General features: G+C 48.3%; 21 protein-coding genes, 1 rRNA gene and 1 riboswitch. Of the genes, 18 read left to right on the top strand and 4 right to left on the bottom strand.

The genetic code is table 11. The features are described 5' to 3' along the window. The first annotated feature begins 160 nt into the window (after window positions 1-160). The 4 genes from rrf to C1T21_RS27490 all read left to right on the top strand — a co-directional run bounded on the left by rrf (window position 161) and on the right by C1T21_RS27490 (window position 3981). Window positions 161-277: ribosomal RNA gene (rrf, locus tag C1T21_RS23250) — 5S ribosomal RNA — on the top strand. A gap of 210 nt (window positions 278-487) precedes the next feature. Further along, on the top strand, window positions 488-1480 hold the full coding sequence (locus tag C1T21_RS23245) for a ketoacyl-ACP synthase III (protein ID WP_103049936.1): 993 nt from the start codon (window positions 488-490) through the stop codon (window positions 1478-1480). Between the two features lie 129 nt (window positions 1481-1609). Then, complete coding sequence (locus C1T21_RS23240) at window positions 1610-3745, top strand: DNA topoisomerase III (RefSeq protein ID WP_103049935.1); 2136 nt, start codon at window positions 1610-1612, stop codon at window positions 3743-3745. 98 nt (window positions 3746-3843) lie between these two features. Then, window positions 3844-3981, top strand: coding sequence for a hypothetical protein (locus C1T21_RS27490; protein WP_023987042.1), 138 nt, complete (start codon window positions 3844-3846; stop codon window positions 3979-3981). 181 nt (window positions 3982-4162) lie between these two features. On the opposite strand, the gene C1T21_RS23235 is transcribed toward C1T21_RS27490, so the two are convergent. Both C1T21_RS23235 and C1T21_RS23230 read right to left on the bottom strand, forming a co-directional pair. After that, a complete protein-coding gene (locus C1T21_RS23235) occupies window positions 4163-5329 on the bottom strand; it encodes a type II asparaginase (RefSeq protein ID WP_103049934.1) in 1167 nt (388 codons plus the stop codon). A gap of 350 nt (window positions 5330-5679) precedes the next feature. After that, window positions 5680-5808 carry a DUF4023 family protein gene (locus C1T21_RS23230; RefSeq protein WP_013308788.1) on the bottom strand — a complete coding sequence of 43 codons (129 nt, stop codon included), beginning with the start codon at window positions 5806-5808 and terminating at the stop codon, window positions 5680-5682. 193 nt (window positions 5809-6001) lie between these two features. Here C1T21_RS23230 and C1T21_RS23225 point away from each other — a divergent pair, with 193 nt between their 5' ends. The 5 genes from C1T21_RS23225 to purB all read left to right on the top strand — a co-directional run bounded on the left by C1T21_RS23225 (window position 6002) and on the right by purB (window position 10404). After that, the gene (locus C1T21_RS23225; protein WP_103049933.1) at window positions 6002-6265 is read left to right on the top strand and encodes a DUF1294 domain-containing protein; all 264 of its coding nucleotides are present in this window, start codon (window positions 6002-6004) and stop codon (window positions 6263-6265) included. A 145-nt stretch (window positions 6266-6410) separates the two neighbouring features. Next, on the top strand, window positions 6411-6845 hold the full coding sequence (locus C1T21_RS23220; RefSeq protein ID WP_061832065.1) for a universal stress protein: 435 nt from the start codon (window positions 6411-6413) through the stop codon (window positions 6843-6845). Between the two features lie 350 nt (window positions 6846-7195). After that, window positions 7196-7297: riboswitch (purine riboswitch) on the top strand. Between the two features lie 148 nt (window positions 7298-7445). After that, a complete protein-coding gene (gene purE / locus C1T21_RS23215) occupies window positions 7446-7931 on the top strand; it encodes a 5-(carboxyamino)imidazole ribonucleotide mutase (RefSeq protein ID WP_103049945.1) in 486 nt (161 codons plus the stop codon). Then, the gene (purK, locus tag C1T21_RS23210; protein WP_103049932.1) at window positions 7928-9103 is read left to right on the top strand and encodes a 5-(carboxyamino)imidazole ribonucleotide synthase; all 1176 of its coding nucleotides are present in this window, start codon (window positions 7928-7930) and stop codon (window positions 9101-9103) included. The genes purE and purK overlap by 4 nt, the downstream gene beginning before the upstream one ends. A gap of 2 nt (window positions 9104-9105) precedes the next feature. Beyond that, a complete protein-coding gene (purB, locus tag C1T21_RS23205; RefSeq protein ID WP_013308794.1) occupies window positions 9106-10404 on the top strand; it encodes an adenylosuccinate lyase in 1299 nt (432 codons plus the stop codon). Between the two features lie 268 nt (window positions 10405-10672). On the opposite strand, the gene C1T21_RS27485 is transcribed toward purB, so the two are convergent. Next, a complete protein-coding gene (locus C1T21_RS27485) occupies window positions 10673-10909 on the bottom strand; it encodes a hypothetical protein (protein WP_180984644.1) in 237 nt (78 codons plus the stop codon). 167 nt (window positions 10910-11076) lie between these two features. On the opposite strand from C1T21_RS27485, the gene C1T21_RS23200 reads away from it, so the two are divergent. From C1T21_RS23200 to purF, 5 genes are read left to right on the top strand one after another with little or no spacing between them, the layout of a single operon-like run. Beyond that, window positions 11077-11958: a phosphoribosylaminoimidazolesuccinocarboxamide synthase gene (locus C1T21_RS23200; protein WP_103049931.1), complete on the top strand. Its 882-nt coding sequence runs from the start codon at window positions 11077-11079 to the stop codon at window positions 11956-11958. A 58-nt stretch (window positions 11959-12016) separates the two neighbouring features. After that, complete coding sequence (gene purS / locus C1T21_RS23195; protein WP_013308797.1) at window positions 12017-12262, top strand: phosphoribosylformylglycinamidine synthase subunit PurS; 246 nt, start codon at window positions 12017-12019, stop codon at window positions 12260-12262. Between the two features lie 4 nt (window positions 12263-12266). Continuing rightward, a complete protein-coding gene (gene purQ, locus C1T21_RS23190; RefSeq protein WP_103049930.1) occupies window positions 12267-12956 on the top strand; it encodes a phosphoribosylformylglycinamidine synthase subunit PurQ in 690 nt (229 codons plus the stop codon). Further along, window positions 12934-15177: a phosphoribosylformylglycinamidine synthase subunit PurL gene (gene purL / locus C1T21_RS23185; RefSeq protein ID WP_103049929.1), complete on the top strand. Its 2244-nt coding sequence runs from the start codon at window positions 12934-12936 to the stop codon at window positions 15175-15177. The genes purQ and purL overlap by 23 nt, the downstream gene beginning before the upstream one ends. After that, a complete protein-coding gene (gene purF / locus C1T21_RS23180) occupies window positions 15162-16643 on the top strand; it encodes an amidophosphoribosyltransferase (protein WP_103049928.1) in 1482 nt (493 codons plus the stop codon). The genes purL and purF overlap by 16 nt, the downstream gene beginning before the upstream one ends. Before the next feature lie 293 nt (window positions 16644-16936). Here purF and C1T21_RS27100 read toward each other — a convergent pair whose 3' ends face one another. Beyond that, window positions 16937-17143 carry a hypothetical protein gene (locus C1T21_RS27100; protein ID WP_146032518.1) on the bottom strand — a complete coding sequence of 69 codons (207 nt, stop codon included), beginning with the start codon at window positions 17141-17143 and terminating at the stop codon, window positions 16937-16939. Between the two features lie 203 nt (window positions 17144-17346). On the opposite strand from C1T21_RS27100, the gene purM reads away from it, so the two are divergent. The 4 genes from purM (at window position 17347) to purD (ending at window position 22015) form a co-directional block, all read left to right on the top strand. Continuing rightward, a complete protein-coding gene (gene purM, locus C1T21_RS23175; protein WP_103049927.1) occupies window positions 17347-18387 on the top strand; it encodes a phosphoribosylformylglycinamidine cyclo-ligase in 1041 nt (346 codons plus the stop codon). Next, window positions 18387-19001, top strand: coding sequence for a phosphoribosylglycinamide formyltransferase (gene purN, locus C1T21_RS23170; protein WP_103049926.1), 615 nt, complete (start codon window positions 18387-18389; stop codon window positions 18999-19001). Before purM ends, purN begins: the two co-directional genes overlap by 1 nt. Window positions 19002-19131: 130 nt before the next feature. After that, window positions 19132-20679, top strand: a complete 1548-nt coding sequence (gene purH, locus C1T21_RS23165; RefSeq protein WP_103049925.1) for a bifunctional phosphoribosylaminoimidazolecarboxamide formyltransferase/IMP cyclohydrolase — start codon at window positions 19132-19134, stop codon at window positions 20677-20679. Between the two features lie 70 nt (window positions 20680-20749). After that, on the top strand, window positions 20750-22015 hold the full coding sequence (gene purD, locus C1T21_RS23160) for a phosphoribosylamine--glycine ligase (protein WP_103049924.1): 1266 nt from the start codon (window positions 20750-20752) through the stop codon (window positions 22013-22015). Window positions 22016-22185: the final 170 nt, after the last annotated feature.

The following is a 22185-nucleotide window of genomic DNA, read 5'->3' as shown; positions in this document are numbered from 1 at the left end:
CGAGGGCTTATCCTAAGATAAAACGCAAATGAGTTTCGGATCCAGTTTTCAGGGTGTAAGTTTTGTCTCATATAAGCTCAAGTGGCTTATATGAGACAAGCAAACACACAGCATTTGGCGATGCTGATTCCTGAAAAAGAATTTACGATGTAAATTCATGTTTGGTGGCGATAGCGGAGGGGTTCCACACGTACCCATCCCGAACACGACCGTTAAGCCCTCCAGCGCCGATGGTACTTGGACCGCAGGGTCCTGGGAGAGTAGGACGTCGCCAAGCAACAAAAGAGACCATGATCTTCAAAAGATCATGGTCTCTTTTTTGCGTTATAAGGCACTGGGATTTTATTTAAAGTGAGTTAGTTATAAGTTCAAGCGGATAAGTGGATATTAACTAGTAAATAAGAAGACCGTTTTAAAATAATTTAGTACCAGGTATTAGTATCTGGTGTTATAATGTGAATAAGGATTACAAAGGAGAGTGATCAGATTGTTGAATTCAAAAGCTAAGCTTACGGCCTTTGGCACTTATGTACCGGAACGGATTTTGACGAACGCTGACTTGGAGAAGCTTGTGGACACGAGTAACGAGTGGATTGTACAGAGAACGGGTATGCATGAAAGACGCATTGCGGCTGAAGATCAATATGTATCTGATTTATGTATACAAGCTATTACACGTATGATTAACCTGTATGACGTAAATATAAACGATGTTGAGATGATCATTGTAGCGACGAGTACACCTGATTACTACTTTCCAAGCACGGCTTCACGTATTCAGGCTCATTTTGATATTCCAAACACAGGGTCAATAGATGTTAGTGCAGCATGTGCAGGTTTTTCCTATGGACTTCATTTGGCAAATGGCCTTATTACGAGTGGTCTGCATCGTAAGGTGCTAGTAGTGGGAGCCGAAACGTTGTCCAAAATTACAGATTATACAGATCGGACGACGTGTATACTTTTTGGAGATGGTGCAGGAGTTGCACTTGTTGAATATGACGAGGGTGAAGGATCATTTTTAACTTCAGATATAGGTACTTATGGGCAAGGGGGAGCACATCTTTACCGTGTGGGATTATCTGATCATTTGGATGGAGAGAAGCTGCAAGACCATGGATTTATTGCTCAAAATGGACGTGAGGTTTATAAATGGGCTGTTCGCTCTGTTCCAACGGGAATCGAACGATTATTGGATAAGGCAAATATGAAGAAGGAGGATCTTGACTGGTTTGTACCTCATAGCGCTAATTTGAGAATGATCGAGTCCATATGTGAAAGAAGTACAGTACCTTTGGAAAAAACGCTGACAAGCGTAGAATTGTATGGTAATACATCGGCGGCATCCATCCCGTTGGCTTTGCAGTGTGGTTTGGATGATGGACGTTTACGGTATGGACAACATGTGTTGTTATATGGATTTGGGGGAGGCCTCACCTATGCGGGTCTGCTATTAAAATGGAGTGTGCCTGATTTGTAAGTTATCCTAACCCATGTAGAAGCAATAGCACTAGTATGTACGATCATGTTAATAAGAACCGTTGGCATTAGAATTTATCGTAAGTTGGCAGGATGGTATAATTAACACTATGAGAGAAAGGAGCGTAACATGAAGGTATTGGTATTGGCAGAAAAACCGTCCGTGGCCAGAGAGATTGCACGTGTGATGGGTAGCCGCGAGAAGCATAAAAGTTATATAGAAGGACCCCAGTACGTGGTGACGTGGGCACTGGGACATTTGGTCGGCTTAGCAGAGCCGGAGGATTACGATTCTAAGTATGCGACCTGGAATTTGGAGGACCTGCCTATTCTTCCGAAGAGTTCGAAGTTAAAGGTGCTGCGCGAAAGTAATCACCAGTTCAAAGCTGTGCAGCAGCTCATGAAGCGGCAGGACATTGGAGAGCTTATCGTGGCAACAGATGCTGCTCGTGAAGGTGAATTGTTGGCACGCTGGATCATCCAAATGGCAAACTGGAAAAAGCCCTTCCGGCGCTTATGGATCTCCTCGCAGACGGACAAGGCGATTAAGGCAGGTTTCGCAAAGCTATTGCCTGGTCAGCAGTTTGATCGTTTATATGAATCGGCTCGCTGCAGAGCTGAAGCAGACTGGATGATTGGTCTCAATGTAACTCGCGCGTTGACTTGTCGTTATAACGCCCAACTTTCGGCTGGAAGAGTGCAGACACCAACGCTGGGGATGATTATGGAGCGTGAGAAGGAAATTACCGAATTCCGTTCTCAGGAATATGATACTCTGACGGCGGATTTTGGCGATTTTCAGGCAACTTGGCGGGCAGAAAGCGGGGATTCACGCATGTTTGACCGCACTCAAGCAGAGGCTTTGCGCCGCAGACTTGAGGGGGCCAAAGGCACAGTTGCCAGTGTTAAAAAGAGCGAAAAGAACGAGCCTCACCCGCTGGCGTATGATTTAACGGAGCTGCAAAGAGATGCTAACCAGCGCTATGGCTTTTCGGCTAAACAGACATCTAATCTGCTTCAGCGTCTGTATGAGCAGCATAAGCTGGTGACCTATCCACGTACAGATAGCCGTTATCTGACATCCGATATGGTGGATACACTTAAGGAAAGGCTCAGTAGTGTAGCAGTAGGTCCGTATGCTTCCTTGGCACGTCCGCTATTGCGTAACAACCTACCAATCACAAAGCGAATTGTGGATGACAGTAAAGTCACGGATCATCATGCGATTATTCCTACTGAGCAGACATTATTGCTTAATCAGTTGAGCCCTGAGGAACGTAAGCTGTATGATCTGATTGCACGACGTTTTATCAGTCTATTCTATCCACCTGCACGTTATGATGCTGTAGCCGTATCAGTAACGGTGGAGCAGGAGACGTTTCAGGTAAAAGGTACAACGGTAAAAGATAGCGGATGGCGTGCTGTATATGACGCGAACCATTATGATATGGATGATGAAGAAGCAGAGGATCGGGAAAACAATGGACGAGGCGTTATTTTACCTGAGCTGCAAAAAGGAGATTCTGTCCGGTTACAGCGTTGTCTTGTACGAGCTGGGCGAACGATGCCGCCGAAGCGGTATACAGAAGCTGCCCTGCTCGCTCAGATGGAAAAACATGGACTGGGTACTCCTGCTACCCGTGCCGATCTGATTGAGAAGCTTGTCAGCTCGGATACGATTGAGCGTCAGGGGAACGTGATGCATCCAACCGGGAAAGGTAAGCAACTGATTGAACTGGCGGCTCCACAGCTTCGAACGCCCGAATTGACGGCACGTTGGGAAGCGGAGCTGGAACGGATTGCTCGTGGTCAAGGACAACCGGAACCATTTTTGAATTCTATTCGTGCTATGGCAAAAGAGCTAGTTTCCACTGTGAAAAATAGCAGTGCGGAGTACAAGCCCCATAATGTGACGAATAGTCATTGCCCAGATTGTGGTACAAAGCTATTGGAGAAGAAGGGCAAGAAAGGCAAGTTCCTTGTATGTCCAAGTGCGGATTGCGGTTACCGTCGTTCAGGGGAAAAACGTTTGTCCAATCGACGTTGCCCGCAGTGTCATAAGAAAATGGAAATGAAAGAGGGCAAAGCAGGATTGTATGTAAGATGCCTGCCCTGTGGCATTACCGAGACGTTGGATAAGGACAAGCAACGGGTAAACAAACGGGAACAGCAAAAGCTAGTAAGACAATTTGAAAAGCAGGAATCTTTTGGCTCCAGTTTGGGTGATTTGCTAAAAGCAGCGATGGAACAAAAGCAGGGCAAATAACGGATGACCAAAAGTGCTGCAGTCAACATAATCAGCAGGTATACGTCGGTATAAAAACGATCACTCCTTGGCATGGTAAGCCGAGGAGGTGAGTGTTTATGCCCAAGCATAAGTCGCTTAAAATCAATAATCAGCAAAATAAATCAAGTATTCTGGAGGAAGAAATCGCTCCTCATCCAGAGAAGCAAGCGAAATATCCTCCAAGCTTGAATGGGATTCCCAAACAGCAGTCTTGATGCTATAGGGGAAGAACAACGAATGACTGTATAAGACCAAGACGATTGGATATCAGATGAAGTAGTTATTAATGGCTAGACTTGTCTTGCAAAAAAGAAGCAGCAGTTACGGTGGTCAACCGTAATCGCTGCTTCTTTTTCATAATAGAATGTTGATTTATTTGATTTGGGATAACTACTTTTAGTATTCATTAAAAAAGGATTGAATTTGGTTAACATCGTGTGTTTGGGTCAAAGCAAGCATGAGCAAAATCCGTGCTTTTTGTGGATTAAGCGAATCGGTCGATACAAAGTTTGAAGCTGCGTCTTTTGTTGACGGGGAGACAACTCCACTTCCCACGCGGCTGGAGCGGGCAATGATCACTCCTTTTTTCCCTGCGGCCTCTGCGCCTTCTGAGGAGGTCTTGGACAAGGAACCATTACCGGAACCAGCTACGACAATACCCTTGGCACCAGCTGCTACGGCTGCATCATACAGATAGCGACCATTGTTTTGATATTCGTATAAAATATCTACTTGCGGTAGTTGAGTCAGGTTAGAGATGTCGAATACAGAAGAAGTCGTATGCTTGTGTGTGGATTTGTTGTAGTAGTACACTTGATCGCCCACAACAGCTCCAAGGTATCCCTGCTCCACAGACTTGAACGTATCGACTGCTGTTGTGTTCGTTTTGGTGATGTATCTTGCTGCACCGATACGGTCGTTCAACAGGACGAGTACACCCTGACCTTTAGAGGCCGAAGCCCCGGCGACTTTCACTGCATTATAAAGGTTGAAGGGACCATCAGCACTGATGGCAGTAGCTGGACGCATAGAGCCAACGACAACTACTGGCTTATCGCTTTTGATAACAAGATTGAGGAAATAAGCTGTTTCTTCTAATGTATCTGTACCATGTGTAATGACAATGCCATCTACATCGTCTCTGGCAAGCAGTTCATTGGTACGTTTGGCAAGTTTTAAGAGGATTTCATTATTAACGTCGGGACTACCTACATTAACAACTTGCTCACCACTGACATTTGCAATACTTTTCATCTCAGGAACGGCATTGATCAGAGTTTCCACACCTAACGCGCCTGCTTTGTAGCCGGTTGTATCCGTATTGACGGAAGACGATCCTGCGATGGTCCCTCCTGTGGCAAGTATTTTAATATTAGGTAAATGATTGGTTTGAGGATTTTCGGATTTGTCCGACGTAGTAGTGGTAGAAGCAGGTGCAGTTGTGCTGGTTGTAGCTGCTGCCGCAGCCGCAGCGTTGGCGGTAAATCCACCACTCCATAAGGTACTACCGAGAATAAAGCTAGCCAACAGGGGAATCATCGTCATTTTTTTCATGTTAGTCATATAAAGCTCCTCTCCAATCTTAAACCTCAAATATTAATGATAGATTAACTGACAAATATTTTGTCGAATTACGTTAATATCACGAATTATAGGGTGTAAAATTGTTTTTAGTCAACACTTATGTTAGGAAATATGACTTTATAACTTATTTATTATAAATGTAATCGATTTCAAAAAAATATTTGCAAAACAAAACAACAAGCAGATATCTCATAAGGAGTCTGCTTGCTGTTATTGTGGAAGCTAAACAACAGAGTTTACCCTGTAATCAATTCACATAAAAGGCTGCAAGGTTAAGTTGATACTTTACGTTAATAACGCGGCTATACAGCTTAATGCAGATTCCTTGATCAAGGATTTTTGGAATGCTGTTTTGTCGGCAAGCTGGCGCTGGGAGTTCCTTTTCCCCGTTTACGGTTGCGTTCTGCCTTTTTTGCATTTTCTCGCAGCTTTTCAACGTATTCATGGGTGCTTTCCATCGCAGTCCCTCCTTTAAACAAAATAGATGCACTCAGGGATTGCCTTCATGCCACCTTACTATTTCCGCAAAAGTGCTATCCAAGTCAGAGTAGGCGTTGTTTCTGTAAAAGGGGTGGGGTTATAATGAGGGAGAGAGCGCTATATAAGGCCTAATGCCTGAACTTGATACGGTGTGCAAAAGGAGGAGAGACATTGCAGACAGGCTTGTTGGTGTGGCTGCTGTTTATCAATGCAGTAGGCTATCTGGTAATGTCGGAAGATAAAAAGAGAGCACGTAAACACCGTGATCGTGTACCTGAACGGACATTGTTCTTGCTGGCCCTGATCGGGGGAGCGTTGGGTGTGCTCATTGCGATGTATCGCAAACGCCATAAAACACGGCATATGAGCTTCAGACTAGGTATTCCTGCGTTGCTATTCATGAACGCATTGCTGTATGGGTATTTTTTACGGTAAAGGGGAGGAGTTTAGGTTCTCATAGGGAAGTTTAATGATGAGTGAGAAGACTATTCCAGCCATCCGGTGACATGGAATGAACAACCACAGGAATACATATTTCAGGCTTTGAATCAATAAACTGAATGAGGAAGAGGTGCATATTATGATATTTTCAAAAGTATTGCTTGCTTATGACGGTTCGGATGCATCCAACAAGGCTTTGTTAAAGGCGGCTGAATTGGTCAAGGCATCACCGTCCTCGAAGCTTGAGGTGGTAACGGCATTCGATTTTCCTCGGATCTTTATGGGCGAAGGTTTGGCTCCAATTCCGGCTTCAATAAATAAAGAATATTACGATTTGGCCGAACAAACTACGGATGAAGTTAAAAAACGACTTGCAGAGCAGGGTGTAGATGCCAAGGTGGAACTGATTCAAGGTTCTCCAGCCGAAGTCATTTTGGATTATGCCAATGAGAATGGCTTCGATGCGATTGTGATCGGCAGCCGAGGTTTAGGTGGTATCCGTGAATTTGTATTGGGTAGCGTAAGTCACAATGTGGTGCAGCATGCGCGTATTCCTGTGCTGGTCGTAAAATAACTGAATAAAAAAGTAAAAGTCGGTTTACTGCCTGTATAGGGAGTGCCGACTTTTATTTTTTTCAGTGGGATGCGTTGCGCTCGCTGTTATCAGGGGAGGGGAGCGATAGCTAAATATAATACAATAGTCCTGACCTGTGGGTATATAAGGGTACTGATTTCACTAAACACGAACATTCCATTGTATGATTATTCTAATGTTCGTTTTCAAGTTGACATAAGGTGTAGGGAATTGTTAAACTAGGAAGTGTATTGTCGATAAAAAATGAATTTAAGGTGCAATTTAATAAGGTACACATGTTTGAGCCGAAACAAACCACGATCATACTTGTAAAGAATATCGATTGGGATGGAATAGGCACAATGCTAACTCGTATAATGCCGGGGATATGGCCCGGAAGTTTCTACCTGGAAACCTTAAATTTCCGGACTACGGGAGACATACGGCTGAAGCCGCATTGGATGCGGTGGAAGAGGCTTGCTTTTGGCATGCCTTTAAGAGGCTCTGTCGTTTGTTTTTTCGTAGTCCGGTGTCTTGAAAATAACGTTATTTTCGAGTGCCGGATTTTTGGCGCTTATTGATAAACAGGGAGTGAAGGACATGTCAGTGCAGGTCGCTGTCATTATGGGCAGCACATCAGACTGGGACACCATGCAGCATGCATGTGCTGTGCTGGACGAGCTTGAAATCGGATATGAGAAAAAAGTAGTTTCAGCCCATCGTACACCGGATTTAATGTTTCGTTTTGCAGAAGAGGCCGCCGGGCGTGGACTAAAGGTCATTATTGCTGGAGCGGGTGGGGCTGCGCATCTGCCAGGAATGGTGGCTGCGAAGACAACATTGCCGGTCATTGGTGTGCCTGTTCAGTCGAAGGCTCTGAACGGTCTGGACTCCCTGCTCTCCATTGTGCAGATGCCGGGTGGTATTCCGGTTGCCACTGTGGCAATTGGGAAGGCGGGCGCTACAAATGCAGGGCTACTGGCAGCACAAATATTAGGCGCTTTTGACGAAAAGATAAGCCAACGGGTTTTGGCGAGACGCGACCGTATTCATGATGAGGTGCTGGAAGGCAGTGACTCGCTATGAATGGGGCATGTGAATCCGCAGGCCGTATCCGACCTCCTGGTACAACGATTGGACTTCTAGGAGGCGGACAATTAGGAAGAATGCTTGTACTGGCCGGAACCAATCTAGGATATCGCTTTGTGACACTGGACCCTGTACCGGATAGCCCCTGTGGGCAGGTATCTGAACAGATCCGCGCTGCCTATGATGATGAGCATGCAGCCAGAGAACTGGCTGAGCGGTGCGATGTGATCACGTATGAGTTTGAAAATGTGGATGCAGGTGTGGCTGCACTTTTGGAACAGGAATCCAGTGTGCCACAAGGCAGCAGTCTTTTGTACACAACACAGCACCGTCTGAGAGAAAAGCGTTCTATTGAAGCTGCTGGTGTCCCTGTCGCTCCGTATCGTGAAATCAGTAGTCTTGCTGATATGGTTCAAGCGGTAGCTGAACTGGGTGTACCGTGTGTGCTCAAGACAGCAGTCGGTGGTTATGATGGCAAGGGACAAGTGGTCATTCGCCAACCGGAGCAAGCCACGGCTGCTTACGAACAACTGGCAGGAGGCGGTGCGGAACTGGTATTGGAACAGTTCATTCGTTTTCGCTGCGAAATCTCGGTGATTGTAGCTCGCAGCACGAACGGTGAAGCCAAAGCCTTTCCACCTGCGGAAAACATTCACGTGAACAATATTTTGCACACGTCGATTGTGCCTGCGCGTGTGCCAGAACCAGTCCAGGAGGAAGCACGCAAGTTGGCGCTGGCTGTGGCAGAGTCGCTGGGTGCGGTGGGACTGCTCGCTGTGGAGATGTTTGTCACCGAAGACGGACAATTGTACGTTAATGAGTTAGCACCACGACCGCATAACTCCGGTCATTACACGATGGAGGGATGCGCGACGTCGCAATTCGAGCAGCACATACGTGCGATTTGCGGTTTACCCTTGGGCAGCACGAAGCTGCTGACTTCCGTCGTGATGGTTAATGTGCTAGGTGAGCATTTGGAGGACGTGGTTCGGCGGTTTGCGCAATCGGATGTTGAAGCTGAAAGATTGGATGTTGTACCCAAGCTGCATTTGTATGGAAAAAGTGAAGCCAAGCCAGGCCGAAAGATGGGACATATTAATCTATTGTGCCAGGATGCGGAACAAGCGCTGGAATGGATTGAAAAAACCAATATTTGGGGGAATAAATAGTCATGATCGAACGCTATAGCAGACCGGAAATGAGAGCGATTTGGACGGAAGAAAATAAATTTAAAGCGTGGCTGGAAGTAGAACTGTGTGCCTGTGAAGCTTGGGCGGAATTAGGGGTTATTCCAAAAGAGGATACCGTGGCTCTACGTAAGAATGCAAGTTTTGATATTGAACGGATCTATGAAATTGAGCAGGAGACAAGACATGATGTCATTGCTTTTACCCGCACGGTGTCCGAAAGTCTTGGAGACGAGCGCAAATGGGTACATTATGGTTTGACCTCCACAGACGTAGTTGATACGGCACTGGGCTACCTGTTAAAACAGGCGAATGAAATCCTGGAACGTGATATTTTGAATTTTATTGAAATTTTGAAGGAAAAGGCATTGGCTTACAAGCATACACCGATGATGGGACGTACACATGGAGTGCATGCCGAGCCGACCACATTCGGACTGAAGATGGGATTGTGGTACGAGGAAATGAAGCGCAATCTGGAACGCTTTCGTTTTGCGGCTGATCAAGTCCAATACGGTAAAATGTCCGGTGCAGTTGGGACATATGCCAACATTGACCCGGCTGTAGAAGAATTTGTATGCCGCAAGCTGGGCACCAAGCCTGCACCAATTTCTACACAGACGCTTCAGCGCGACCGTCATGCCGAATACATGGCAACATTAGCGTTGATCGCCACATCGTTGGACAAATTTGCTACAGAAGTCCGTGCTCTGCAAAAGAGTGAATTCCGTGAGGTGGAGGAAGCCTTTGCTAAGGGTCAAAAAGGATCTTCCGCGATGCCGCATAAACGCAATCCGATCGGAAGTGAAAACATCTCCGGTCTGGCACGCGTGATTCGTGGGCATATGGTATCGGCGTATGAGAACGTAACTCTGTGGCATGAACGCGATATCTCACATTCTTCTGTAGAACGTATTATCCTGCCGGATGCAACAATGCTGTTGAACTACATGCTGAACCGTTTTGGCAATATCGTAAAAAATCTGACGGTCTTCCCTGAAAATATGAAGCGTAATATGGCCCGTACGTACGGTGTACCGTTCTCCGGTCGTATTATGACGAAGCTGATCGACAAAGGCTTTAGTCGTGAAAAAGCTTACGATACTGTGCAGCCGCGTGCTATGCAGGCGTGGGAAGAGCAACGCCAATTCCGCGAAATCGTCGAGGCGACCCCGGAAATTACTGCCGTGCTCAGCGCAGACGAAATCGAGGATGCGTTCAACCCAGCCTGGCATCTGAAGAACGTGGATACGATCTTCAAAAAGCTGGGATTAGGGGAGTAGGAGGGAAGGTTGGCGCTTGGTGAGGCCGCTGCGCGAACGGATCATTCTTCCGATTGCTGTTGCCCCTGGATTCCTGTGATTGTATAAGACCAGATATTGGCTGGAATCCAGAGGCAAAGGCAAGCGCTGACGCTTCTCCAGAACGATTCCGTCCGCTCCGCTGCACCCAGCACCAGCCTTCGTGTGGAAGCAGAACTAGGGGAGGGTGCGGCACATAAGATGCCGCACCAACCCCAAGGGCGATGGAAAAGCGTGTTCCACTGCTTTTCTATCGCAGGCCACGTGCTCGTGAGGGCTGCCGAATTTGCGTAGCAAACAGCCCGCGGCCCTCACGAGAACGCGCAGGCTCAAGAAGCGAAGCCTTGAGCCACCGTATCCGTGCGCAGCGTAGCACATGCGCACAACAGGCGAAGCCAGAATGCTCGCTGATACGAGGCGAACGCTCGTAAAAACGTCGATCTGCATCGACGTAAAAGCGTTGCTGGATGAGGGCTTGTACCAACAAGCCTTCATCCAGCGGAACGCGCTCACTCCACCGTAGTTACAAAATAGACCACCCCAACCCGCTCACCAGCCGACCCTTGCGGGAGTCCCGAGGGCAGCAGCCCTGGGGGTCCTCCCCGAGGGGAGGATTTAGGAGGGGTAATACTCTTTTGAAAGAGGTGTAATGAAATGTCATTGTCTACTGCCGAAGGTCTGATCCATGCGCCGCTCTTGTACAAAGGCAAGGTGCGTGAACTGTATGATCTCGGAGAGCATTTTCTGATTGTCGTGACGGACCGAATTTCGGCTTTTGATTATGTGTTAGAGCCACCCGTGCCCGAAAAGGGGAATGTGTTGAATAAGCTCAGCGCTTTCTGGTTTGAGCAGACGAAAGACTTGTTGGAAAACCATGTCGTGCACACTGATGTAAACAAGCTCGGGCATGTCATCGACGAACAGAATAAAGAGTTGCTGAAGGACCGGATCATGGTCACGCTGAAGGCTGAACGCATCGACATTGAGTGTGTGGTGCGCGGATATATTACCGGAGGCGGCTGGCGTCAGTATGAGCAGAACGGTGAGGTGAATGGCATTCCATTGCCAGAGGGGCTGCGTAAAAATGAGCGCTTTCCCAAACCTTTATTTACACCGGCTGCGAAAAACGACGTCGGACACGACGAGGACATTTCTCTCCATCAGATGAAAGAGCTGGTCGGGGGTGAATTGACAGATGAGCTTGAGGAAAAGAGCTTGGCGTTGTACGAATTTGCACGTGCTTTCTGCGAGAAGCGGGGGATTATTTTAGCCGATTGCAAGTTTGAGTTTGGTCTTGTTAACGGAAAGGTTATTTTAATTGACGAAATTTTCACTCCGGACTCATCCCGTTTCTGGGCACAGGAAAAGTATGAGCTGGACGTCGAGATTGACAGCATGGACAAGGAGCCGGTGCGAAGCTATTTGGCAGCATCCGGTTGGGACAAGAACAGCAAGCCCGATCCGTTGCCTGTTGAGGTGGTAGAAGAAACAACTGCAAGATATACGGATATTTGGCGGCGTCTGACGGCACAGTAAATAGTAATCATAATTCAACCAATAGGATTCACTCATTCAGAGGAGGAACTGAAGGAACATGATGAAAGCAACGGTCTATGTCACGATTAAGCAAAGCGTTTTGGATCCGCAAGGGGTCGCGGTGCAAGGCGCACTGCATTCTATGGGTTTCGGAGAAGTGGACAGCGTCAGAATTGGTAAGTATATGGAATTGAACCTGGATACAACAGACCGCGAGAGTGCAGAAAAGCGCATCATTGAGATGTGCGAAAAGCTGTTGGCTAACACGGTCATTGAAGACTACCGCTACGAACTGGAGGGCTAATTCCATGAAATTTGCAGTTCTGGTTTTTCCGGGCTCCAACTGTGATATTGACTGCTATAAGGCGGTAGAGGACACGGTCGGTGAACCTGTCGATTATGTTTGGCATACTGCGACGGATCTGTCGTCTTATGATTGTATTCTTGTTCCAGGCGGCTTCTCTTACGGGGACTACCTGCGTTGCGGCGCGATTTCCCGGTTTGCCCCGGTGATGAAGGAAGTAGCCAAAGCGGCTGCTGAGGGCAAATATATTTTGGGTATTTGCAACGGTTTTCAAATTTTGACCGAAGCTGGTCTGCTGCCGGGTGCTTTGCGCCGTAATTTGTCGATGAAGTTCCTTTGCCGTGATACGGTGTTGAAGGTCGAGAATAACAAAACGCCTTTTACAAAAGATTATGCTGCTGGTGAAGAGATCATCATTCCGATCGCACACGGCGAAGGCAACTATTACTGTGATGATGAGACGCTGGCTCGCTTGCAGGCGAACAACCAGATCGTATTTACGTATAAAGATAATCCCAACGGTTCCATGACGGATATCGCAGGAATTTGTAACGAGCAAGGTAACGTACTGGGCATGATGCCCCACCCGGAACGCGCGGTGGACGCATTGCTTGGAACGGATGACGGTAAACGCATGTTTACATCTATTTTGAACGCTTGGAGGGATCGACATGGCGCAGCAAGTGTCCGCTAAGGAACCGACGGCAGAGCAGGTTGCCGAACATAAACTGTATCAGCAGATGGGTGTATCGGACAGTGAATATGCGTTGATCTGTGAATTCATGGGACGTCAGCCGAATTATACGGAGATTGGCGTATTCAGTGTCATGTGGTCAGAGCATTGTGCTTATAAAAACTCCAAGCCGCTGCTGCGTCGTTTTCCAACGAGCGGTCCGCGAGTTCTGATGGGACCCGGCGAGGGCGCAGGCATTGTAGATATCGGTGACAACCAAGCGGTTGTATTTAAAATCGAAAGCCATAACCATCCGTCGGCTGTGGAGCCTTTTCAAGGGGCAGCGACTGGGGTAGGCGGTATCATTCGTGATATTTTCTCCATGGGTGCAAGACCAGTTGCGGTGTTGAACTCTCTGCGTTTTGGCAAGCTGGAGAGCGACCGTGTGAAATATTTGTTCGAGCATGTGGTATCTGGTATTGCGGGATACGGGAACTGTATCGGTATTCCGACTGTAGGTGGCGAGGTTGTATTTGATGAAAGCTACGAAGGCAATCCGCTCGTTAATGCAATGTGTGTCGGACTGATTGACCATGATAAAATCCAGCGTGGTGTTGCTAAAGGGGTCGGTAACCCGGTGTTCTATGTGGGCCCGCCGACAGGTCGTGATGGGATTCACGGAGCGACATTCGCATCGGTTGAGCTGACAGAAGAATCTGAAGCGAACCGGACTGCGGTTCAAGTAGGCGATCCTTTTATGGAGAAGCTGGTTATGGAATCCTGTCTGGAACTGATCGACAGCGGTATTGTGCTGGGTATTCAGGATATGGGTGCCGCGGGGCTTACCTGCTCCAGCGCGGAGATGGCGAGCAAGGCTGGCAACGGCCTGGAGCTGTATCTGGATCAGGTACCGCAGCGTGAAGAGGGCATGACACCTTATGAAATGATGCTGTCCGAATCACAGGAACGGATGCTGTTCGTAGTAGAGCCTAAGGATGAAGCACAGGCACTGGAAATTTTCGAGCGCTGGGGTGTTATTTGTGCCAAGGTTGGTAAAGTGACGGATGACGGTCGTTTGCGTTTGTTGCATCACAATGAAGTGGTCGGGGATATGCCAGTGACGGCGCTGGTCGACGAGTGTCCGATTTATGACAAGCCTTCCGAAGTCCCTGCTTATTATGAGCAAAATGCTGCTATTGACACACTTCGTTATGCAGAAGTGACGGATTTGAACGGTGCGTTGAAAAAGGTGCTGTCTTCACCAAGTGTAGCCAGTAAGAAATGGGTATACGAGCAGTATGACTACATGGTTCGCACGAGTACAGCCGTTCGTCCGGGATCGGATGCAGCTGTAGTGACTGTGCGCGGAACTCGTAAGGGACTCGCCATGACGACAGATTGTAACGGACGTTATGTATACCTTGATCCAGAGGTAGGCGGACGGATTGCAGTCAGCGAAGCAGCGCGTAACATTGTATGCTCCGGCGGCGAGCCGTTGGCAATTACGGATAACCTGAACTTCGGTAACCCTGAAAAGCCGGATATTTTCTGGCAAATGGAAAAAGCCGTGGACGGTATGGCAGAAGCTTGCCGTGTACTGGATACACCTGTCATCGGGGGCAATGTCAGCTTGTACAATGAAAATGCTAAAGGCTCCATCTATCCGACGCCTGTTGTCGGTATGGTAGGTCTGGTACATGATACAGATCATATTACGACACAAGGCTTCAAAGCCGAAGGTGATGTAATTTTCCTGGTGGGGGAAACGAAGGCCGAGCTGGGAGGCAGTGAGTTCCAAGCTGTCGTACACGGTGTATCCGAGGGACGCCCGCCTGAGCTGGATTTGAACGTAGAGAAAAAACTGCTGAGTGCGGTACTGGGAGCGATTCAGGGCGGATTGGTACAATCTGCGCATGATTTGGCAGAGGGCGGATTGGCTGTAGCGCTTGCGGAATCCGGGATTAGCGGTGGATTGGGAGCACAGGTCAACGTAGAAACGACTTTGCGTCCTGACCATGCATTGTTTAGCGAAAGCCAATCCCGCATTTTGTTATCTGCATCGCCGGATAAAGCGTCTGCTCTGGAAGCACATCTGCGTGGTTTGGAAGTGCCAGTTACCGTATTAGGAAAAGTTGAAGGATCACAATTGACAATTGAGGTGAACGGACAACCCGCTTTGAACGAGGCAGTCGCCAGTTTGAAGCAAATCTGGGAGGATGTCATTCCATGTCTGATGAAATAACAGCACGGACGTTGTGGACTGGAGATTATTATAATGAAGGCTCTGGTAAAGAGGGGCTGTTTGATAAATTAAAAGAGGAATGCGGCGTGTTTGGAGTGTATAGACACTCCGATGCCGCTTCCCTAGCATATTACGGATTGCATGCACTCCAGCATCGCGGGGAGGAAAGTGCAGGCATCTGTGTGAGCAGTGGCGACGAGTTCCATTATCATCGTGGAATGGGGCTTGTAAAAGAAGTATTCAATAAAGATTTGATGGCTTCGCTGACAGGCGATATTGCCATAGGACATGTGCGCTACTCGACAAGTGGAGACAGTAAGCTAACGAATGCACAGCCTTTGGTGTTTAAGTATCGTGACGGCGATCTAGCGGTAGCTACGAACGGGAATATCGTGAATGCTTTGCAAATCCGGCATGAGCTGGAGCAGGGCGGGTCTATTTTTCAAACGACCAGCGATACAGAAGTAGTGGCGCATTTGATCGCACGATCGTCCAAGGATTTAGTGGAGGCCGCGAAAGATGCATTGAAGCGTATTGTCGGCGGATTTGCCTTTCTTATTATGACCAACGATAAACTGCTGGTCGCTTCTGATCCCAACGGCTTGCGCCCGTTGACGATGGGCAGATTAGGTGATGCATACTTGTTTGCATCCGAGTCCTGTGCTTTGGAAACGATTGGCGCAGAGCTGCTGCGCGATATCGAGCCGGGTGAGCTGTTGGTGTTGGACAAAAATGGACTGCATGAAGATCGTTACACGGAAGAAAAGCACCGTAAAGCGCTATGTGCAATGGAATATATTTATTTTGCCCGGCCTGACAGTGACTTGAATGGTTCTAATCTTCATGCTGCACGCAAAAGAATGGGCAGCCAGATGGCGCTGGAAGCTTTTGTTGATGCAGATTTGGTTACCGGTGTACCGGACTCCAGTATTTCGGCTGCGATTGGTTATGCAGAGCAGACAGGTATTCCTTATGAGCTGGGCATGATTAAAAATAAATACACTGGACGTACCTTCATTCAGCCGAGCCAGGAGCTGCGCGAGCAGGGTGTGAAAATGAAGCTGAGCGCTGTACGACGTGTTGTTGAAGGTAAACGTGTCATTATGATCGACGATTCTATCGTACGGGGTACTACGTCCCGTCGAATTGTGAATATGCTGCGTGATGCGGGCGCGTTGGAGGTACATGTACGTATTACCTCACCGCCTTTCAAAAACCCGTGCTTCTACGGTATTGACACGCCGGATCGCCGGGAGCTGATTGCTTCATCCAAAACCGTCGAGGAAATTCGTGAGGAAATTAACGCCGACTCGCTCTACTTTATGAGCGCCGAGGGTTTGATTGCCGCTGTAGGCGGATATAACGAACAAGATTACAAAGGCGGCTTGTGCCTAGCCTGTTTCGATAATGATTACCCAACTCAGGTAGATTTCAAAGGTGAAGAAAAGTCCGGATGTAGTTGTTGAGAAAAGGGAACAAAAGAGGCAAAGTGGTGCGTGGCAGGAATGGGGATGGCGTTTCTGAGGGGACCACTCCGCGTGTGGAAGGTTCTTCCGATCGCTGTTGCCGCGGGATTCCTGGATTGAAATAAAACCCCTTACAGGGTTGGAATCCAGCGGCAAAGGCGAACGCTTCGCTTCTCCAGAACCCTTCCACCCGCTGCGTTCCTCAGGTGTGCAGCATTTTGCAGCAGTGCCTGTACCTCTTTGTTTCCCACCGGGAAGAGGATAGGTAAGGTCGTTAAAAACTCATGGCATAACTATTTTATGCCATGAGTTTTTAAAGGGGCGGCCTGCGGAGCCGCCCATGAGCGAAGCTCAACACCAGGCAGGGCGAAGCTGCCTGCCTCAAAGGGCAAAGAAGTGAGCCGCTCGTAAGCGCCGCTCACTTCTTTGCCCGGCACGTCCCCGCCTTTGCGAAGCAAACAGCCCGGGACGTGCCCGCCGCCGTGAAGGCGGCAACGCACCAAAGCGTGTCCTTGTCATTTGCGGGAATGGTCCGCAAAAATGACAATGGAAAACACGCGACTCACAGCACGAACCACCACCAAGCAGCACCCAACCTTACACATCTGACCGACTCTTGAGGGGTCCAGGGGGAGCAGCCCCATGGAATCCTCCCTGTTAGGGAGGACTTAGGAGGGTCAATCATTTGAAGGAGTGTTCATGAATGTCCGAAGCATACAAAAACGCAGGGGTAGATATCGCTGCCGGTAATGAAGCAGTAGAACGGATGAAAAAGCACGTTAAACGTACCTTCCGTCCCGAAGTGCTGACGGACTTGGGCGGATTCGGTGCATTGTTCGGCCTGAATAAGGATAAGTACGAGGAACCTGTACTCGTTTCCGGTACCGATGGTGTCGGCACGAAGCTGAAGCTTGCTTTCGCAATGGATCGTCATGACACCATTGGTATTGACGCGGTTGCGATGTGTGTAAACGACATTGTCGTCGGGGGCGCGGAGCCACTCTTTTTTCTGGATTACCTCGCTTGTGACAAGGTTGTGCCCGAGAAAATTGAAGCTATAGTCGCTGGAATAGCAGAGGGATGCCATCAATCGGGCTGTGCGCTGGTCGGCGGTGAAACCGCAGAAATGCCAGGGATGTATAGCGAGGGTGAATATGATATTGCCGGATTCACGGTAGGGATTGTAGATAAAAGCAAAATTATCAACGGTAGCTCCATTGCTCCCGGAGATACAGTGATCGGACTGGCCTCCAGTGGAGTTCACAGTAACGGCTTCTCCCTGGTGCGCAAGCTGTTATTGGAACAGCAGGGCTATGATTTGCATGATGAAATCGAAGGCTTGAACGGCAAACTGGGCGATGTACTGCTGGAGCCGACGAAAATTTACGTGAAACCCGTTTTGGCATTGCTGGACAAGGTAAAAGTAAAAGGCATGGCGCATATCACAGGTGGCGGTTTTATTGAAAATATCCCTAGAGTGTTACCGGATCACGTCAATGTGGATATAGAATACGGCACTTGGCCGATTTTGCCAATCTTCCAGCTCATGCAGGAAAAAGGCGCAATCTCCAACAAAGACATGTTCACAACCTTTAATATGGGAATTGGAATGGTAATCGTTGTAGGCGAAGAGCATGCACAGACTGCACTGGAAGTTCTGAAGGAACAGGGCGAAGCCGCATATGTGATCGGAAAAGTAACGGAAGGCAGTTCTATCGTGACCTTTACGGGAGCCGAGGTGTAATGAACGAGTACCGAATTGCTGTTTTTGCATCAGGCGAAGGGACGAATTTTCAGTCATTGGTGGATGCGGCTGCACGAGGAGAACTGGGCGGCGCCTCGGTAGAACTGCTCATCTGTGACAAGCCTGCGGCTCCTGCCGTAGCTAGAGCACAGAAAGCTGGAATTGCGTGCCATACTTTTCGACCCAAGGAATATCCTTCTCGAGAAGACTATGAGCGTGAACTGGTGACTTTACTGGAGCAGAAATCGATTGATCTCATCGTGTTAGCTGGCTACATGCGTTTGCTATCCAGCGTCATGGTCGATGCCTACGTAGGAAAAATCATTAATATTCATCCGTCACTACTTCCGGCATTTCCAGGGAAAGATGCTGTTGGACAGGCATTGACATATGGGGTCAAGGTAAGTGGCGTCACCGTTCATTTTGTGGACGGGGGCATGGATACGGGGGCCATTATTGCCCAGCGTGTCGTGCAAGTTGACGACCATGATACAGCGGAATCCTTATCCGCAGCCATTCAATCCGTGGAACGTCAGCTATATCCAGAGGTAGTTGGAAAATTGGCCCAGGGTAAAATCCAATTAAATGGTCGCAAAGTGATTTCACTTCTCTAAGAATGATTGTAATTTGTCATATCATTGGCATATCAAGGATGCTGTACAGGCATTTTCCGATATTTCTCGGGAAATAAAATGATAAAAGAGAATTTTGCAAAATTCTGAAAGAGCTAAAGGAGGAGACAGGGTGAGTATTAAAAGAGCGCTTGTTAGCGTATCGGATAAGCGGGGGATCGTGGAATTTTGCCGCGAGTTGTCCAAATTGGGTGTGGAGATCGTTTCGACAGGGGGAACGAGCAGCTTGTTGTCGAAGGAGGGCATTCCCGTCATCGGCATTTCAGAGGTAACGGGTTTTCCTGAAATTATGGATGGACGTGTTAAAACACTCCACCCTGCGGTACACAGCGGCTTGCTGGCTGTTCGAGATAATGAAGAGCATCAGCGTCAGATGAAAGAACTTGGATTGGGTTATATTGATCTGGTCGTTGTGAATCTGTATCCTTTTGCGGAAACGATCGCCAAACCCGGTGTAACTTATGAGGACGCGATTGAAAATATCGACATCGGCGGTCCAACGATGCTGCGTTCTGCTGCAAAAAATCATGCTTTTGTCAGTGTGGTAGTCGATGCTGATGACTATAGCACAGTGTTGGAGGAAATCCGTAAGGATGGCGATACGGAACTGAATACCCGTAAGCGTTTGGCCGCAAAAGTTTTCCGTCATACGGCGTCATACGACGCTTTGATATCCGATTATTTGTCGAATGTGACAGGCGAGCCGTTGCCTGAGCGTTACACTGTAACCTATGAAAAAATTCAGGATTTGCGTTATGGAGAAAATCCACACCAGCAAGCGGCTTTTTATCGTCAGCCGTTGGCAGCGAAAGGTACACTGACAACAGCCAAGCAGCTTCACGGTAAGGAGCTATCCTACAATAACATCAACGATGCTAACGCGGCACTGCAAATCGTCAAGGAATTCAGCGAACCAGCAGTGGTGGCGGTGAAGCATATGAACCCTTGCGGCGTGGGAATCGGCGGTAGTATTTATGAAGCGTACAGCAAGGCGTATGCGGCTGATCCAACCTCCATTTTTGGTGGCATTGTAGCGGCTAACCGAATTATTGACGGTGATACAGCCAAAAAACTGAGCGAAATCTTTTTGGAAATTGTACTGGCACCGGGCTTTACGAAAGAAGCGATGGGAATTTTAACCAAAAAGAAAAATATCCGTTTGCTTGATATGGGTGAGATGTCCCCGTCTGAACAGCCGGAGAGCCGTTTCGTTGTGACTTCTATTGAAGGTGGCATGGTCGTTCAGCAAAATGACATTCATGCTTTAGACCCGGATGCACTTACAGTTGTAACCGAGCGTGCGCCGTCCGCGGAAGAACTGAAACAGCTTTTGTTTAGCTGGAAAGTGGTTAAGCATGTGAAATCCAACGCCATCGTACTGGCGGCAGATAATATGACCATTGGCGTAGGCGCAGGACAAATGAACCGTGTCGGAGCGGCCAAGATTGCCATTGAACAGGCTGGAGAAAAAGCAAAGGGTGCGGTCCTGGCATCCGATGCATACTTCCCGATGGGCGATACGCTGGAGCTGGCAGCTAAAGCAGGCATCACAGCAGTCATTCAACCGGGTGGCTCCATTAAAGACGAAGAGTCCATCAAGGTTGCTAACGAATACGGCATTGCCATGGTCTTTACGGGCGTACGTCATTTCAAGCACTAACTTGCATGAGTTGAGGATGCAGCAGCATTTTCACCTGAACAATCTTAATGGGAGCGGAGGAATCACCTGAATGGATATTTTGGTTGTCGGAGGGGGCGGCCGCGAACATGCAATTGTGTGGGCGCTGAAGAAAAGCCCCAAGGCCGGGCAAATCTATTGCGCACCAGGCAATGCTGGTATCGGACAGTTAGCGGAGTGCGTGCCGATTCCGGTGAGTGACTTTGACGCGCTGACAGAGCTGGCGGAATCCAAAAAGGTAGGACTTGTCGTGGTTGGTCCCGATGATCCGCTGGCAGATGGCATTGTGGATGCTTTTGAAGCGAAAGACATTCCAGTATTCGGACCGCGTAAAAATGCAGCGGAAATTGAAGGTAGCAAAATCTTCATGAAGGATTTGCTTCATAAATATCATATTCCGACAGCAACCTATCGCAAGTTTTATACTTATGAGGAAGCACATGCATACTTGAAGGAACAACCGATTCCGGTTGTCATTAAGGCAGACGGACTCGCGGCAGGCAAAGGGGTAACGGTCGCTTACTCGATGGAGGAAGCGGAAAAGGCTCTCTCTGACATTATGGTGACCAAGGTGTTTGGTGAAGCCGGGGCGCAGGTCGTGATCGAGGAGTTTCTGGCTGGTCAGGAAATGTCAATTCTCTCCTTTGTCGACGGTGAAACGGTTCGTCCGATGGCCGCGGCCCAAGACCACAAGCCCATTTTTGATGGTGACAAAGGGCCGAATACAGGTGGCATGGGTACGTATTCTCCGTTGCCTCACATAGCCAACTCCATTGTTGAGGAAGCTATTGAGACGATTATTAAGCCCACGGCCAAGGCCATGGTTGCTGAAGGGCGCCCGTTCCGAGGTGTATTATTTGCCGGATTGATGATTTCGCCGGACGGCAAGCCAAAGACCATTGAGTTTAATGCACGTTTCGGTGATCCGGAAACTCAAGTGGTTCTGCCTCGTTTAAAATCCGATCTGCTCGATATTTTTCTTGCTGCTGTAAATGGCACGCTGGATCAGGTGGAGATCGAGTGGAAGGATGAAGCGGCGGTATGTGTGGTGCTTGCATCTGGAGGTTATCCTGGAGCTTACTCCAAAGGTGTACCTATCCACGGATTGGAACAGGTAGACGAAGCTATCGTGTTCCATGCTGGAACGGGCATCAACGAACAGGGCGAGTGGGTAACGAACGGCGGACGTGTATTAGGTGTGGTCGGCTTGGGACGTGATATTGCCGGGGCACGGGATAAAGCTTACGAACAGGCGGCTCGTATTACCTTTGAAGGTAAACAAAACCGTACGGACATTGCGGCAAAAGCATTGCTGTAGCAGCGATATAAAGGATAAAGAGAACCTCTCTGGGGGTTCTCTTTTTGTTCAAAGAAAATAAAGTTGTAGACTGAGAAAATAAAGCGTTTTCTTAGTGCTTGGATTAAGATAAGGCTCCTTTAGAAGCACTACATGCTACCCGCGTATGTTCTTTAATTAATATTTGGCGC

The sequence above is a fragment of the Paenibacillus sp. F4 genome, from assembly GCF_002894905.1.
Classification (GTDB): Bacteria; Bacillota; Bacilli; order Paenibacillales; family Paenibacillaceae; genus Paenibacillus; species Paenibacillus polymyxa_B.
Note: the sequence above shows the minus strand (reverse complement) of the source record. Positions and strands in the feature narration are given on the sequence as shown.

What these genes read in the sequence shown, in the direction of transcription:
- C1T21_RS23240 (WP_103049935.1), top strand. Translation starts at nt 1,610, where the DNA reads ATGAAGGTATTGGTATTGGCAGAAAAACCGTCCGTGGCCAGAGAGATT.
- C1T21_RS27490 (WP_023987042.1), top strand. Translation starts at nt 3,844, where the DNA reads ATGCCCAAGCATAAGTCGCTTAAAATCAATAATCAGCAAAATAAATCA.
- C1T21_RS23235 (WP_103049934.1), bottom strand. Translation starts at nt 5,329, where the DNA reads ATGACTAACATGAAAAAAATGACGATGATTCCCCTGTTGGCTAGCTTT.
- C1T21_RS23230 (WP_013308788.1), bottom strand. Translation starts at nt 5,808, where the DNA reads ATGGAAAGCACCCATGAATACGTTGAAAAGCTGCGAGAAAATGCAAAA.
- C1T21_RS23220 (WP_061832065.1), top strand. Translation starts at nt 6,411, where the DNA reads ATGATATTTTCAAAAGTATTGCTTGCTTATGACGGTTCGGATGCATCC.
- purE (WP_103049945.1), top strand. Translation starts at nt 7,446, where the DNA reads ATGTCAGTGCAGGTCGCTGTCATTATGGGCAGCACATCAGACTGGGAC.
- purK (WP_103049932.1), top strand. Translation starts at nt 7,928, where the DNA reads ATGAATGGGGCATGTGAATCCGCAGGCCGTATCCGACCTCCTGGTACA.
- purB (WP_013308794.1), top strand. Translation starts at nt 9,106, where the DNA reads ATGATCGAACGCTATAGCAGACCGGAAATGAGAGCGATTTGGACGGAA.
- C1T21_RS23200 (WP_103049931.1), top strand. Translation starts at nt 11,077, where the DNA reads ATGTCATTGTCTACTGCCGAAGGTCTGATCCATGCGCCGCTCTTGTAC.
- purS (WP_013308797.1), top strand. Translation starts at nt 12,017, where the DNA reads ATGATGAAAGCAACGGTCTATGTCACGATTAAGCAAAGCGTTTTGGAT.
- purQ (WP_103049930.1), top strand. Translation starts at nt 12,267, where the DNA reads ATGAAATTTGCAGTTCTGGTTTTTCCGGGCTCCAACTGTGATATTGAC.
- purL (WP_103049929.1), top strand. Translation starts at nt 12,934, where the DNA reads ATGGCGCAGCAAGTGTCCGCTAAGGAACCGACGGCAGAGCAGGTTGCC.
- purF (WP_103049928.1), top strand. Translation starts at nt 15,162, where the DNA reads ATGTCTGATGAAATAACAGCACGGACGTTGTGGACTGGAGATTATTAT.
- purM (WP_103049927.1), top strand. Translation starts at nt 17,347, where the DNA reads ATGTCCGAAGCATACAAAAACGCAGGGGTAGATATCGCTGCCGGTAAT.
- purN (WP_103049926.1), top strand. Translation starts at nt 18,387, where the DNA reads ATGAACGAGTACCGAATTGCTGTTTTTGCATCAGGCGAAGGGACGAAT.
- purD (WP_103049924.1), top strand. Translation starts at nt 20,750, where the DNA reads ATGGATATTTTGGTTGTCGGAGGGGGCGGCCGCGAACATGCAATTGTG.